This window comes from Cystobacter fuscus, from assembly GCF_002305875.1.
In the GTDB taxonomy this organism is placed as follows: Bacteria; Myxococcota; Myxococcia; order Myxococcales; family Myxococcaceae; genus Cystobacter; species Cystobacter fuscus_A.
Genome location: NZ_CP022098.1, coordinates 1,271,784 through 1,286,853, shown reverse-complemented (window position 1 = coordinate 1,286,853; position 15,070 = coordinate 1,271,784). Strand labels below are relative to the sequence as shown.

Sequence of the window (15,070 nt, the reverse complement as noted above, 5' to 3'; positions counted from 1 at the left end):
CCGTGCACCCACCGTCCCGGGAATCCGCGCAATGGAGCCCTGTCCCGACCCCACGGGCCGCCCAGGAGGGCCCGTGCGCTGTCGCGCCGGTGACATTCGGGGCACTCCCCTGTCATCTGGGCAGCCGGACGAGCAGGCACTCGAGCGAGGGACCTGTGCCAGATCGCCCTCGCGTCCCCACCCTGTCTCCACCAACGAATGACGGGGGAGGGGTCGGATGGTCGGACGGGTCATGGGGTTGATGATGTTGGGGTGTGTGCTGGGGACCACCGGATGCCGCAAGGCCGAGCGAAAGCCAGCCCCGGAGACGACCGAGACGGTGGCGACCCGGACGGAAACCACGGCGCCAGCCGCTCCGGCGAAGGCCGTCGAGCCGAAGCCCGAGGCCGCTCCGGTCCAGGCGGCGCCTCAAGAACCAGGGGACGCGATCGCCCTCCAGGAGAGCGCGACGACGGGGGAGCGGGAGGCACCCGCGCGCCCGGGGACGCGGGGGCTGATGGATGACGAGGATCGCATCTGGCTGAGCGAGAGCGCCGAGGCGGCTCGGGCCGCCAACGCGAACATCGCTCCGGACACGGCCACCGAGGACATCACCATCGCCAGCGGCACGGTGGATGGCCGGGTCAAGCGAGTGGGTGCCCGCACCATCGAGGTGAGCGATGGCGAGGGCAACGTCTACGAGCTGCGCATCGATCGTCGCAGCCGGGGTCTGCACCAGGGCCGCCGGGTTCCGCTGCGGGAGATCTCCGAGGGCACTCCGGTGCGCGCGTCGTTCGATCTCGTGGGAGGAGGCGACAGCCTCGCGCGCGACATCGTGCTGCGCCGCTGAAACAGCGGGGCCCGCCATCGCCGCGTGGCGAGGACGGGCCCCGAAGCGCACCCCGGTCCCTGCTCACATCCCGGAGGGCGCGCACGCGTCCTGGCCGCCGTTCTCGCGGTCGTGCCGGCACGCATGCAGGGTACGAGGCACGGGCAGCTCGTAGATGTACTGCAGCACGTCCGTGTCGGTGGAGACCTGCGCCTCGGTGGCCTGCGGCTTGCCGGGCTCGACGAACAGGGTGCTGTATCTCACCTGCCCCGTCTTCGACACCTGGATGGCCGTGGTCGGCTCGGGCGGAGGCGCCAGCACGGAGCGCGTCTGGTAGCGCGCGTAGCCGTCCTTGCCCAACAGGCCCGCGGCGCAGTTGGGGGCGCCGGTGAGGAAGTCCGCCTGATGCAGGCGGGCCAGGTTGTTGGTGGAGCCCGAGCAGGCACTGGTGGTGGTGGTCACCTGCGGGTACATGGAGTTCCACATCGTGCAGCTCGCCAGCACCGCCGCGCCGCCGGCCGTTTTGTGCTCGAGCCCCTCGTACTCGTAGAACCAGCCGGAGTCCTCCGGGCCCGCCAACAGCTTGCTGGGGCACACCTTTCCGGCCGCGCACGCGCACGCGCCGGAGGCGTCGCACTGGAGGTTCGTCACGTCGACGAGGCCGCCCGTCCCGTTGATGCCGCCGGTATCGCTCAGCCGCCGCCCATCGTAGTCCTTGGCCAGGTTGTTCATGGAGGGCGCCGCCGACAGGCTCTCGTCGAACATGCGCTCCGTGGAGCCGCCATAGACCCAGAGGCCATAGAAGCGGTTCTTGCCGAGCGTGCTCGGCGTGGTGGAGGCACTCAGGTCCAGGTCGTTCATGTTCAGCGTGTTGCCCGGGTCACGCACGCGGCAGTCGTAGACCCCATCCGAGTTCTGACCACACTCCACCCTCGTCCGGGCGAAATCGTAGCTGTTGGTCCCTCCACCGGTGGGCCTGGGGCACGAGTTCGCGTTACGGGACTCGAACTCGGCCGTGAGCAGGTTCGTGCTGCCCGCCGTGCCGCAGACGTTGGAGGCGGCCTCCTGGGAGAAGGGCGTATAGGTGCCCTGCGTGTAGAGCCGATCCGTCCACGCGTTGCTCAGCCGCTGGAAGTCCGTGCCATTGCGCGTCAGCTTGTAGCTGGACTGTGTCTGGCCGCACCCCAGCTTGGAGCACGCCTGCGGGTTGTCGAAGCGGCAGGTGCCCACGCCCGTCTCCAGCAGCGAGTAGCGATTGCCCGAGCCCACGAAGGCGCGCAGGGCCTGGTTCTCCGGCTGCACCGCCATGGAGGCCAGGTAGTAGATGGGCGAGCGGTTGCGGATGCTCTGCGCGTTGGAGGCGGACACCCCATCCCGGTCCATGGAGAAGGAGCGCGCGCCACTCCAGTTGCCGACGAGCCGGGTGGAGGCATCGATCACGCCGGGTTGGAAGAAGCGCAGCGTCCAGACCTGGCCGCCCAGGTCGCCCACCACGGCGGTGTCGAAGAAGCCGTCGAAGCGCGGCTTGTCGTTGGCGCCGTAGTCCACCAGGGCCGCTGGCGCCACGAAGCCGTACGTCATGGCCCTGCGGGGCTCATCCGTGCCACCGGAAGCGGACCCGGAGTATTCCCACTTCCACAGCAGGTTGTCGTCGCGGCCGTTCACGGTGCCGTTCCACACGTCCACCATGTACAGGCCACGCCCCTTCTCTCCTCCGGGAGACCAGCCACCCGACAGCATCGCCACCCAGCGCTCGGTGCTCGCTGGCCCCTTGTCGCCATGGCGCTTCTGGCCGGTGGTGGAGCTCATCAACACGGGCCCGATGGGGGGCGCCTTGGGGCTGAGACTGAAGAGCGTCTTGCCGAAGCGCAGCGACTCGTCCGTGCACGGCTGCGGGAACATCCACCGGAAGCCGGGCCGCGACTTCGCGGTGGCCGTCGAGCTGCCCGCCATGTCCCACAACACCTCCAGGGCGAAGTAGTGCGTGCCACCGCGGCCCTCGGCCACCACGGCCACCGTGTGGTACTCGTTCCACGACTTGCGGCCATCCCCGTTGTCGTCCGCCCAGATGTCGCGGATCATGACGTCGCCGTCGACGAAGTAGGCGTGGCCCTGGAGCATCTCCTGGAGCCGCGGCAGCATGTCCGCCGGGATGAAGGCCCACCGCTCCACCCCGCCCCCGGCCGCGTTGCTCAGGTACTTCACGTCACACGTCGACGCGTCCTCCTGGCCCAGCCCATCGCTGAAGGCGTGCAGCATGCCGTCGTTGGCACCCACCAGGATGAGCCGCTCGCGCTTGCGGTTGACGAACGCGTAGGCGTCATAGGCATCACGCCGCAGGGGCGTGGCGACGTTGCAGGAGGTGGGCAGGTCCTCCCGCGCATCCATCGGCGTGGACTCCACGCCGGTCTTCTGCTGGGTGGCGTAGAGGGTGCGCACGCACTGGGTGGAGACGCCCAGGTCGCACAGGAACTTGTCCGCCGGGGGATCCACCACCAGGGGCGAGGAGTGGAAGATGTCGCCCAGCACGGACGGCCGGGTGTCGTCCCGCTTGCCGTTGCCGTTCTCGTCGAACAGATCCTGGCCGCGCACGTACTGGATGATCAGCGCCGTGCAGAGCAGATCATACCCGTCCTGGGTGGACAGGCTGGTGGGCAGTCCCTTGAGGCCCGCGGCGAGCATGAGCGGCGCGGCCTTCAGGGCGAGGTCCGCGTACGCGGGCATCTGCATCCGGGTGAGGAGGGTGCCCGCCTTGTAGGTGGTGCCCAGACCGCTGGGGCACAGCGGCGCGCCATTCACGGCCAGGTACTGGCGCAGGTGGGAGATGTTATCGAGGTTGAAGGCGATGAGCCCGTCCTGCTGCGTCAGCAGCCCGTCCTTCGTTCCGCCACCACCCGACTGGCCGTTGTCCGTCACCGTCCAGATGTTGCGCTGGGCATGCCCGAGCTTCTCGAGCTCGCCACTCGCCTCCCAGTAGGGCTCGGCGGAACCACCGAAGAGCGGCGTGCCGTTGGGCCCGCCGTTGGTGGACAGCAGCTTGCGGTACTCGCTCGAGGAGTCCTCCGCGACCATGCTCCCCGCCTTGTCGACGAGGAAGAGGTCGGTGCGGTCGCCGTCGCCGTTCTTGTCCTGGTCCTCGACGAACTCGTTGAACTGCTCGTAGCGGTACAGCCGGCCCGCCCAGGTGTTGTCCTTGGCGGGCATCATGCGCGGGACGATGGCCGTGAGCGCCGCGTCCTGCGTCTGCAGGGTGCTGACGGCCGCCGTGGAGAAGGAGGTGTTGCGCGCGTTGATGTCATCCAGGATGGTGAGCATCGCGCGCTTGAGTTCGCTGGTGCTGCGGGCCGAGAAGAACCTGCCGCCCCCCAGCCGCGCCGTCTCCTGCAAGAGCTTGCTGTCCTTCACGTCCTCGGAGAAGCCGATGGTGTACGTGGCCACGCGCTGCTCGCCCGTCATGTCGAAGCGCAGATCCTTCCCCCACAGGAAGCGGGCCACGTTGTGCAACTGGCTGGGCGAGCACCCCTCACACGGCGCCGGATTGGAGGTGATGGCGGAGGGGAGCTTGACCACCGTCTGCTCGTCGAAGGGCTCGCCGTCCGTCAGGAGGATGACGGCGTTGAAGCCACACTCGAAGCAGACGCCATCCGTCGCGCTGAAGTTGGAGCTCGTCGGGTGGCTGCCCAGGTAGGAGGAGAAGGGCGTGGGGGAGGTCTTGGACTCGAAGAGATAGCCCGCCGCGTAGAGCGCATCCGCGAGCGGCGTGTTGCAGGCGTCCCAGCCGAGGCCGTTGCTGTTGTTGGCGTTGACGTTGGTGAGGCTGTTGAGCACCGAGTTGCGGTTGTTCTCCACCGAGCTGCTGTCCAGCGGGTAGGACTTGGCGCACGTGGGGCCCATGGGCTGCTGGATGCAGAGACACTGGTTGTTGGTGCCGGCCTTCTGGCCCCAGCACGTCCTCTGCGCGCGCGTCTGGAAGCCCATCACGCCAAAGCGCACCTCGCGCAAATCCCGGACGACGTCGGTCAGCACCTTCACCGCACCCGAGTCACGTGGAGCGTAGAAGTTGAGGAAGTTGCCCTTCACCCGCCGCGTGCTGCTGTCGTGGAGATAGTAGCCCCGCGTCTCGAGGCAGCTCTGGCAGGTGTTCAGGTCCGTGGTGCCGATGTAGCGGATGGACTGGCACGCGGCGGCCGCGCTCGTCCAGGTGGCGGTGTCCTGCGGGGCATCCCCGAAGATGACGCCGTACCCATTCTTGGGCGCCTCGTAGTACGAGGAGTTGGCGAACCAGTCGTCGGACTGGCTGTTGATGCCCGTCCACATCCGGTCGTACGTCTCGTCCTTGTTGTAGCCCAGATCATTGAGGAACGGGTCCGAGCAGCCCCGGGGGCCGGAGGGCCAATCCTTCGGCCAGTCATGCATCGACGAGGAGGTGTCGATGATGAAGAGGATGTTGGGAGGCCCGCCCTGACGCGAGAAGAACTTCTCGTCACCGCCCCGGACCGGATTCATCAACGCGTCCAGACGGGAGGTGGTCGGCATGCAGCAGGCCGCCTGATCGATGGCGGCCGCCGTGTCCGCCCTGAGCAACACCACCAGGAGCACGACGAGGCTGAGCGTCAGCTTGCGGAACATGGTGACCTTCCTCACAGACCGTACCGGAAGAGGAACTCGACCTCGGACTCACGGCCCGAGGTCTCCTTGCACTTGACGACCACGCGGTAGTACTGGCCGCCCATGAACCCGCCCGAGGCGGGGACGGTGTTGGCGATCTCCCGCGCCTGGCGGCCGGAGGCGCCCATGAACACCGGATCCACCCCCACCACCGTGGCCTGCGCGATGTCCGCCGCGGTGTCGTTGTAGTGGCCGGTCATGATGCGCGTGCGCGCGCTCGGATCCGGATCATCGATGAGCTTCGTGTCGAGGATCTGCAGCTCGTTGGTCGCGCGGAACAGCTTCAGGCGCGAGAGCAGGTGACGGCGCGCCGCGTCCGCGCAGGCGCCCACGCGGTCGCCCCGCAGCTTCTCCGCCGAGGCCTCGCGGTTGTAGTTGGAGAACTGGATGGCCCCCACCACCAGCAACAGCAGCACCGCCATGGCGATGACGGTCAGCATGAGGGCGTTGCCGCGTGGAGCCCTCTTCTCGAGACACATGGTGGATCAGCCTCCCCACACATTGAGACCGGTGGATTCGTCACCCACCGGAGGATTGAAGGTCGAGCGCGACAGCATGTTGGGGACGCGCACGGTGGTGGTCATGTTGGTGCGGTAGTAGCCATCCGCCGGCCCCGCCTCGCCCGAGTCCTCCAGATCCACGCGCTCGAAGGCGCGGCGCCCATTGGACTCGGGGGTGGTCGAGCGGATGCCGATGCTCAGGCGCACGGCGCGGATGTTGGCCGGGTGCCGGTTGTAGCGGGCCGGATCCTCGTAGGGCAGCTTGAGGACGGGGACCGGCAGGGCGTTGGGATCCGGAGTGCGGTCCGCGAGCGCGCTGCCCGTGTCCCCCAACACCCAGTTGGTCACCGGGGAGTTGAAGTCCACCGCCATCACCCCCGCGTTGGGGCTGCCCGGCACCGGCCGGTTCATCACGTAGGCCACCTGGAAGGACTCCACGTCCGCGGCCAGCGGCACGGCGCTCGACAGGTCCAGCTCGTCCAGGCCCTGGAACGCCATCAGGAACGGGCGGCCGTCCAGGGCCACGATGCGCAGGCGCATCACGTGGATCATCATCAGGTAGGGCGCGCTGTTGCCCGCCCTGGACAGGCACGGCGTATTGAGGGGGACGGACGAGAGGGCCGGATCCAGGATGAAGCCGCCGGACGCGTTCGCCTCCGCCGACACCCCCGCCGCGCCGGCCTTCATCACCACGTACTCCCGGCTGCCCACGCACGACACGAGCAGGAGCTGGCCCTTGTTGAAGCTCACGCCGAACGTGCTCCCAGGGTCCTCCAGCACGACGGTGGAGCCCGCGAGGTGCCCCCGGCGCATCCACGCCGCGTCCCGGTAGCGGAAGGCCAGGTCATCCGTGATGGAGTTGGGCTGGGAGCCACCGAGCACCACGGTGTAGTTGGACTTGGCGCCGTCCGGAATCACCGCCCCGCTGAAGTCGAAGGCGAAGCGCGGATCCACGCCGTAGCCCGCCATGCGCAGCCGCTGCTCGATGAAGCTCGTCGTCGTGCGCAACCCCTCCACCGCCACCTTCACGCGCGACTCGCGCTGGAAGGCCCCCTGCACGCCCATCAGGGCGGTGGCCACGGCCGCGAGGATGATCGTCGTCATCACCGCGCCCACCATGAGCTCGACGAGCGTGAAGCCGCGCGGTGCGGGGGTCGGGGGGCGATTCGAAGGAGGCATGGGGGGACCGGTCAGATCTCGACGTTGATTTCGTTCGCGAAGGGACCGGAGTCGTAGAAGCTCACGTACTGGCGGACGTACCGGCGCTGGGTCACCTCCATCCACGAGACCACGATGATGACCTGGTGGATGGGCACGCCCGTGGCCTCGTCCGGCTTGTCGATCATCACCAGCACGCGCCGGAAGCGGCCGAAGTCCGCCTCCGTGTAGCTGGGGAGCAACCGACGGGCGCCCGCCGCGCGCTCGTAGGCGTCCAGGTCGAAGATGCAGCGGACGGCCCAGGACTCGCCGCTGGCGGGCTGCAGCTTCTCCAGGCCGCCGGTGAGCGCGGCGACCTCCGCGCCGGGGTTGCAGTCCGCGCCGGTCAGCAGGCCGGTGTAGCCCGGCACGCCCACCACCCGGTTGCCGCCCAGCGTGTCCAACGCCCCGCGCACCTGCGAGGCGATGCCCGAGGCGCGCGTCGCCTGGTTGGCGTTGGCGTTCTGCCGGCTGGCCACGAGCAGCCCCTGGAAGACGCCCATCAGCCCGATGAGCAGCACCACCGCGGCGATCATCGCCTCGATGAGAGACACACCCCTCGGAGTGGAGCGACGGCTGCGGACACGGCGGCGGGAGGTGAGGTCCACGGTGGTTCCTCCGTTCTAGGTTTTGTCCGATGAAAAGGTGGCCATGAACCCAGAGGGTCCCGAGATGGCGAACAGGTACTGGCCCCCGCCCTGCGTACTGCTGAAGGCCAGTGACTGGTTGGTGGTGGTGATCCACCGGCCCGTGCCGTCCACGAAGCGCGCGCTCCCATCCGGGTAGAACCCCATGGCGCCGCTCGGACTGTCGGTGCCCGCGCAGAAGCTGCACGTCTGCACCGCGAGCCCCAGGAAGGGCGCGCCGAACGCATCCGTGATCCCGGGCGTCAGCGCCCCGAAGCGCACCTTCTTGCCGTGGTCATCCAGGTAGTAGATGGCGGACACGCTGCCCGTGCTGCCCATGACGTCCACCGTGAACGGCAGCGCGAAGAGCCCACGCGGGTTGCGCGCGAAGACGCTCTGGCGATCCTCCACCACCAGGAACGCGCCCTTGCCGGTGCTCAGCGTGCCGCGCCCCCCCGCCGGATAGAAGACAACCCACACCGGATGGCCCGCCGACGAGGCCCGCGTGCGCGCCGTGCTCAACACGCCCTGCAACTCGAACGCGGCGCTCTGCAGCGCCCCACGCCGGCCCACCGCCTCATAGGCCACCAGCGCCAGCCCGGTCGTCACGCCGATGATGGCCATCACGACCAGCACTTCGACGAGGGTGAAGCCTCCCGGGCGCTGTTCCCTCTTCGTTGGGCTCACAAGGTAGGGCATTCGACTACCCCTTCACGGGAGAACTCGGTCGCCGACTTACACTGTGGGCGAATAATTCTTAATTTATCAAAAAGCGCATTCTCGACACAATCCCCCCCCAGGAGCACTCGGAAATGCCTGAAAACACCACGGGCGGCCCTCCTCGTGGGAGAGCCGCCCGCGGTACGTCCGCCCGCCTTGTCGACTACGGCCGGGTGTAGTTGATGGCCAGGTTGTAGGTGGCCGCCGTGAAGCCATCCACCATGATGTACGCGCGGGTCTCACCCGCGGGCACCACCAGCTCGCACCGCTCGTAGGCGTTGGAGTAGTACGGGCGGCAGTTGTAGGAGGTGGTGGTGGGCTCGGAGCCGAAGCGGACGTACAGGTCGGGGTCGCCCGTGCCCGACATCACCACCTTGAAGGTCGTCCCCGCCACCACGCTGTACGGGCCATGGAAGATGCGCTGGCCCTGGCTCGGCGAGCCGCTGACACTCACGGACACGGGGCCCCCCGCCTCATGCGTGGCCTTGAGGCTCGCGCCCGAGTACGAGGTGTAGGCGTAGATCAGGACATACCAGGTGCCCGCCGCCGGGCTGGAGAAGGTGCAGTTCTCCGTATTGCCAATCTTGAACGAGCGGCAGTCATACGAGCCCGTCGTCGGCACCGAGCCCTGTTTCACATACAGGTCCGCGTCGCCCGAGCCGCCGCTCAGGTCGAACACCACGTTGGGCAGACCGGCGGGCACCTCCAGCGTGTAGTACTTCTTGTTGCCCGTGCTGCCGGACAGACCGCTCACGGGCACGCCATTGGTCAACGGGGTGGTGACGGGCGGCGGCGGGGGCACGCCCACGGCCAGCCACGCGGCGCTCACCGCGGCGGCCTCGGCCGAGCCCACGCCGAAGAGCGCCTCGGCGGCCTGGACGGTGTATGTCTTGGCCTGCTCGAAGGTGGTGCTGGAGGTGAAGAGATCCGTGTTGGCCTTGTAGAAGATGCGGCCGGCCTTCTCCGGACCAATCGCCGTCACGTTCTGGGTCGTCTTGCCGCGCGGGTGGGTGCCTCCCTTGGACAGCAGCGCGAACACCAGGTTGCTGATGCCCGAGCTGTAGTGCACGTCCACGCCCGGGGAGTAGTCCCCGTAGAAGTCGAGCGAGTCCCCATCCAGGAACGGATCGTCCATGTAGCGCAGGGCGTCATCCGCCGTGCCCGGCGTCCAGATGTCCTCGCCCACCTTGAAGACGTCCGCGTCCACGGACCAGCCACGCGACCAGCTCTCGCACACGCCGGAGAAGATATCGGACATGGACTCGTTGAGGCCGCCCGACTCCCCCGAGTAGACGAGGTCCGACTCGGAGTCCGTCACGGCGTGGGTGAGCTCGTGCACCGTCACGTCCAGATCCAGGCCGAGCTCGATGGAATTCACGCCATCGCCATCCCCGTACACCATCTGGGTACCATCCCAGTAGGCGTTGACGTACTCGGTGTCATAATGGACGGTGCTGATCAGCGTGGCGCCCGCGTTGTCGTACGAGTCGCGATTGAAGAGCGTCTTGTAACAATTGTAGGTGGTGCCCAGCATGTCGTAGTTCGTGTCGACATGGGCGTCACCCACGGCGGCCTGCCCCTCGGAGCGCTTGAGCGTGCCCGGCGTGGAGGTGCCGTTGTTGGCCGAGTGCACCTTGCGGTTGAGGGCCGAATGGACGCGGGGATTGACGAGCAGGATGACGCCGCGCCGCGCGTCCACGTAGACGAGATCATCGGCGGGCATGCCCGCGCGCGCCCCCGTCACGCGGACCTCATAGGCCAGCCGCGGCTCCTGGGCATGCTCGGGCAGCACGTAGACCAGCTTCGCCGGGCCCTGGGCCGCGGCACCGAGCGCGGACGAGCCCGCCACGGCCGCCTCGAGCGCGGCCTCGGGCGCCACGCTCGCCTTGGACGCCGCGGTCTCGCCCGGGCGGACGGTGCCATTGAGAGCGTAGAGGTTGCCCGTCTCATCCACGTGCACCACGAGCTCACCGCCCACCACGCGCAGCCCCCTCAGGGTCTGCTGGAAGCGCAGGTGTTGGTGACCCCGCTCGTCCACCCGGGAGCGCTGAAGCACCAGGTCCCCTCCGTCCACGCGAAAGATGGGGGCAAGCCGCGCCATCTCCTCGCGCAGCTCATCCTTCACGCCCGCCACGTCCAGACGTCCCGCGGACGACAGCTTCCCCAGACGTCCGGTCACGGCATAGGGAACACCCGCCTCACTGCCCACCACGCGCACGTCCTTGAAGCGAGACAACGCGGCCTGGATGTCCACATCCTTGTCGCCCGCGCGCACCGCCTCCTCGTTCACGTTCCCCGTCGAACCACAAGCCGCCAGGCTCATGCCCAGCCCTATCATGCAAAAATTTCTCAGAATTCGATTCGTCATGGCCCCCCCCTTCCTTCAATGAAGTGGCCACCTAGTTCTCATAGCGACTCTTCACGAATCAAGGGGACGTCATGGCTTTGAAGTCTTTCATCACATACACGTCTGGATGTGTCCGCTGGTATGCGGTGGCTCTGTTTGTCTGTGTATTGAGCGCCCTGAGCGGATGTGCCCATCGCCAGGCCTCGCGGACCGAGCCCCTTCCCGCCCGCGTCAGCGCGGAGGAGGCGGTGCGACTGGTACCCGCGAACGTGAAGGAGCGGGAGGGTTGGGCGGAGGACGTCCTGGCGGCCCTGGAGGCCCACCGCATCCATCCCTCGCTCGAGGCGGTGTGCTCGGTGCTCGCCGTCATCGAGCAGGAGTCGGGCTTCCAGGCCAACCCGGCGGTGCCGGGCCTGGCACGCATCGTCCAGCAGCGGCTGGACACCTATGCGGACAAGCTGGGTCCCTTCGGCCCTCCGGCGATCGCGGCCCTCCTCGGGGGCAAGGCGCCTGGAGAAAAGCGGACGTTCGCGCAACGCCTGGAGCAGGTGCGCACGGAGAGGGATCTGGACCGCGTCTTCCGGGAGCTGTTGGAGTACTACGAGACGGAGTTTCCCAGCACCTACACCGCGGCGAAGCTGGCCAGCGCCCTCTTCCAGTCCGGACGGCTGGAGGACCTCAACCCCATCACCACCGCGGGCTCCATGCAGGTGAGTGTGCGCTTCTCCGAGGAGCTGGCGGGAGAAGACGATGAGCGCGCACAGCGGCGGGTGCGAGAGGAGCTCTACACACGTGGGGGCGGGGTGTACTACGGCACCGCCCGACTGCTTGGCTACGAGGCCCACTACTCCGACCCCGTGTACCGCTTCGCGGACTACAACGCGGGCTTCTACGCCTCGCGCAACGCGGCGCTCCAGAGCCAGGTGAGCCGGCTCACCGGCATCGAGCTGGTGGCGGATGGAGATCTGCTCGCCTACGACAAACAGGGCGAGCCCCTGGACACGGACAGCCACAGCCTGGAGGCGATCCTCACCTTCCGGCGGCGCTACGCCCCGGACCTGAGCGAGCGACGGGTGCGCAAGGACGTGCGCGAGGAGAAGACGCTCGCCTTCGAGGAGACGGACACCTGGAGCGCCATCAAGCGCGCGTACCAGGAGGTGACGGGCCAGCCCCCGGAGTACGCGCGGCTGCCGTCGGTGGTCATCCGCAGCCCCAAGCTCAGCGGGGACCGCTCCACGGCGTGGTTCGCCCAGTCGGTGAACAAGCGATTCCAGCGGTGCCTGGGGCGCGCCATGCCCGCGACGAAGTAGCGCGCCCCACCCGCCTCAGCGGCCCGTCCGGAGAGGAGCGAAGACGGGATCGCTCAGGCGCATCTCGGTGACGGGGCCGTACTTGCGCGCCGCCTCGCGGATGTCCGCGGCCTTGCCGATGAGCACCAGGGTGAGGTCCTCCGAGGCGGGCACCACCCGCTGGAGCGCGGTGAGCACACGCTTCGGATCCGCGCTGGACACCCGGGTGGCGAAGTCGTCCACGTCCCGCGCGTCCAGGCCGTAGAAGGCGAGCTCGGAGAACTTCGTGGCCAGTTGCAGGCTCGTCTCCAGGGTGGGCGGGAACTGGCCCAGCATGTACTCCTGGATGGAGGCGAGCGCGGCCGCGTCCATTCCCTGCTCGCGGTAGCGGGTGAGCACCTCCAGGGTGAGATCCAATGCCTGGGCGGTGGACTCCGTCTTCGTGTACGAGGACACGGCGAAGACGCCCGGCTGCGTGGCGGTGATCACCGCGGAGCCCGCGCCGTAGGTGAGGCCGGATTTGATTCGCAGCGCGGTGTTGAGCAGCGAGGTGAAGCGGCCCCCGAGCGCCGTGTTGGCCAGGGACACGTCCACGAGCGAGGGATCCGTGCGGGAGATGCCGGTGTTGCCCACCCAGAAGTACGTCTGCGTGGCGTCGGGCTTGTCCACCAGCAGCACGCGCCGTCCCTTGGAGGGCTGGGTGGGAGGCGCCACGGGAGCCGGAGAGGCCGCGCGGGCCCAGCCGCCCAACGCCTTCTCGAGCCGCGACGCGAGCTGCTTCGCATCGAAGTCCCCCACCACGGAGAGGATGAGCCGATCGCCCCCCAGGTGCGCCCGGGCATAGGCCAGCACGTCCTCGCGCTGGAGCGGAGCCAGGGACGCCTCGCTGCCCCCCAGGGGCCGCCCGTACGGGTGCGCGCCGAAGTGGAAGGCATGGAAGTAGGTGCCGATGAGGCCGCGCAGATCTCCATCCTTCTCCGCGGCGAGCTCCGACACCATGCGCGCGCGCGTCTTCTCCAGTTCGGCCGGGTCGAACCGGGGCCGCTGGAGCATGTCCGCGAGCAGCTCCACCATGAGCGCGGTGTCGCGCGACGTGAACTGCCCCATCACGTCGAGCGACTCGCGGCCCGGGGACACCGCGAGCGAGCCGCCCACGCTGTCCACCGCCTCGGCGAACTGGCGGGCATCGCGCGTGCCGGCGCCCTTCTGGAGCAGCTCGGCGGTGAGCGCGGCCAGGCCCTCCTTGCCCTCGGGATCTCCCAGGGCGCCGCCGCGCAGCCGCGCGCTGAAGGACACGAGCGGCACGTCGTGTTTCTCCACCAACTGCACCAGGGCACCGTTCTTCAGCGTCAGCACCCGGGCCTTCGGCAGCTTCACCGAGTCGCGCGCCGCGTCGCGCTGGACCGTCTGGGGCTTCGGTGCGGCCGCCGGAGGCTGCTGGGCTCCCGCCATGGACGCCGTGAGTCCCAACACGAGCGCCGTCTTCGTCCACCCCTTCATCGCGCCGCCTCCTGCTTCTGCTCCGCCTCGCTCGAGGCCGTCTCGGGCACCAACACGCCCACCGTGCGGTTGTCCCGGCCGAACACCTTGGCGGCCACCCGCCGTACCTGCTCGCGCGTCACCGCCTCATAGCGCTCGGGCGCGCGGAACAGCTCCTTCCAATCGCCGTGGAACACCTCGTAGGTGCCCAGGGCCTGGGCCCGACCGCTGTTCGTCTCCAGGTAACGCCAGAAGTCCGCCACGGCGATGTTCTTGGCCTTGCGCAGCTCCGCGTCGGTGACCTCCGTGGTGCCCACCCGGGCGAGCTCCTCGTCGAGCAGCGCCTCCACCCGGGCCGGATCTCCGCCCGGAGGCAGGTCCACGAGCACCCAGGTCAACGACGGGTCGAACCCCGCGCCCCGGGAGCCCTGCACGCGGATGGCCACCCGCTCCTCCTCGACCAGCCGCCGGTGCAGCCGCGAGGAGTCGCCCTCGGTGAGGATGCGCACCAGGAGATCCAACGCCGGAGCCTCCGCGTCCCGGCCGCGCAGACCGTGGAAGGCCATCTGCACGAGGGGGGCCTGCGCGAGCTTGCGCACCACCACCCGGCGCTCGCCCTGCTGCACGGGCTCCACGGTGTGCACGGGCTCGGGCGCGGGCTGGGCGGGGATGGGCTCGAGGTACTTCTCCGCCAGGGCGAAGATGTCCGAGGGTGTCACCGCGCCCACGACGAGGAGCGTGGCGTTGTTGGGCGCGTAGTAGGTGCGGAAGTAGCGCTCCAGGTCCTCCTGCGTCCAGCCCTCGATGTCCGAGGGCCAGCCGATGACGGGAATCTGGTAGGGGTGCGCCACGAAGGCGGTGGCCTGCACCTGCTCCATGAGCAGACCGGAGTTGTCGTTGTCCACGCTGGAGCGCCGCTCGGAGTAGACGACGCCCCGCTCGCTCTCCACCACCTTGGGATCGATCGACAGACTCGAGAGCCGATCCGCCTCCAGCTCGAAGATGGTCTCCAGCGCCGAGCGCGGAAACCAGTCCTGGTACACGGTGACGTCCTCGGAGGTGTAGGCGTTGTTGCGGCCGCCATGCGCCTCCATGACCCGATCGAACTCACCGGGCCCATACTTCTTCGCGCCGTTGAACATCATGTGCTCGAAGAAGTGGGACAGGCCGGTGATGCCGGGCCGCTCGTTGCGGCTGCCCACACGGAACCAGTTATAGAGCGAGACACTGGGATTGGCGGGCACGGGCCAGACGATGACCTTCAAGCCATTCTTCAGCGTCCGCTCCTGGATCTGCTCCCCCGCCTTCGCCGCGGGGGTGGAGGCCGCCGTCCCGGCCGCCGCGGCCCGTCCCTGCGCACACGCCGACGTCCCGGCGAGCAGGACCAACCCCGTGATGTACAACTTCTGTTTGAACATCCGCTCTCCCTTGAGTCA

The 15,070-nt window shown here is 68.5% G+C and carries 10 protein-coding genes; 2 read left to right on the top strand and 8 right to left on the bottom strand.

The annotated features are described in order from the left end of the window. The first annotated feature begins 217 nt into the window (after positions 1–217). Positions 218–829, top strand: coding sequence for a hypothetical protein (locus CYFUS_RS05385; RefSeq protein ID WP_095984253.1), 612 nt, complete (start codon positions 218–220; stop codon positions 827–829). Between the two features lie 63 nt (positions 830–892). On the opposite strand, the gene CYFUS_RS05380 is transcribed toward CYFUS_RS05385, so the two are convergent. The 6 genes from CYFUS_RS05380 to CYFUS_RS05355 all read right to left on the bottom strand — a co-directional run bounded on the left by CYFUS_RS05380 (position 893) and on the right by CYFUS_RS05355 (position 10,842). After that, complete coding sequence (locus CYFUS_RS05380) at positions 893–5,437, bottom strand: PilC/PilY family type IV pilus protein (protein ID WP_095984252.1); 4,545 nt, start codon at positions 5,435–5,437, stop codon at positions 893–895. An 11-nt stretch (positions 5,438–5,448) separates the two neighbouring features. Then, complete coding sequence (locus CYFUS_RS05375) at positions 5,449–5,955, bottom strand: hypothetical protein (RefSeq protein ID WP_095984251.1); 507 nt, start codon at positions 5,953–5,955, stop codon at positions 5,449–5,451. Positions 5,956–5,961: 6 nt separating this feature from the next. Beyond that, positions 5,962–7,155: a prepilin-type N-terminal cleavage/methylation domain-containing protein gene (locus CYFUS_RS05370; protein WP_095984250.1), complete on the bottom strand. Its 1,194-nt coding sequence runs from the start codon at positions 7,153–7,155 to the stop codon at positions 5,962–5,964. A gap of 11 nt (positions 7,156–7,166) precedes the next feature. Then, complete coding sequence (locus CYFUS_RS05365; RefSeq protein WP_157758252.1) at positions 7,167–7,781, bottom strand: type IV pilus modification PilV family protein; 615 nt, start codon at positions 7,779–7,781, stop codon at positions 7,167–7,169. Positions 7,782–7,796: 15 nt separating this feature from the next. After that, positions 7,797–8,498, bottom strand: a complete 702-nt coding sequence (locus tag CYFUS_RS05360) for a pilus assembly FimT family protein (RefSeq protein WP_095984248.1) — start codon at positions 8,496–8,498, stop codon at positions 7,797–7,799. Between the two features lie 184 nt (positions 8,499–8,682). Then, positions 8,683–10,842, bottom strand: a complete 2,160-nt coding sequence (locus tag CYFUS_RS05355) for a M4 family metallopeptidase (RefSeq protein ID WP_095984247.1) — start codon at positions 10,840–10,842, stop codon at positions 8,683–8,685. A 272-nt stretch (positions 10,843–11,114) separates the two neighbouring features. Between CYFUS_RS05355 and CYFUS_RS05350 the strand changes: the two genes are divergently transcribed. After that, complete coding sequence (locus tag CYFUS_RS05350) at positions 11,115–12,176, top strand: DUF1615 family protein (RefSeq protein WP_332468340.1); 1,062 nt, start codon at positions 11,115–11,117, stop codon at positions 12,174–12,176. A 15-nt stretch (positions 12,177–12,191) separates the two neighbouring features. Here the strand turns inward: CYFUS_RS05350 and CYFUS_RS05345 are convergent, their stop codons facing one another. Then, complete coding sequence (locus tag CYFUS_RS05345; RefSeq protein WP_095984245.1) at positions 12,192–13,655, bottom strand: M16 family metallopeptidase; 1,464 nt, start codon at positions 13,653–13,655, stop codon at positions 12,192–12,194. Continuing rightward, the gene (locus CYFUS_RS05340) at positions 13,652–15,052 is read right to left on the bottom strand and encodes a M16 family metallopeptidase (RefSeq protein WP_095984244.1); all 1,401 of its coding nucleotides are present in this window, start codon (positions 15,050–15,052) and stop codon (positions 13,652–13,654) included. The genes CYFUS_RS05345 and CYFUS_RS05340 overlap by 4 nt, the downstream gene beginning before the upstream one ends. Between the last annotated feature and the right edge of the window lie 18 nt (positions 15,053–15,070).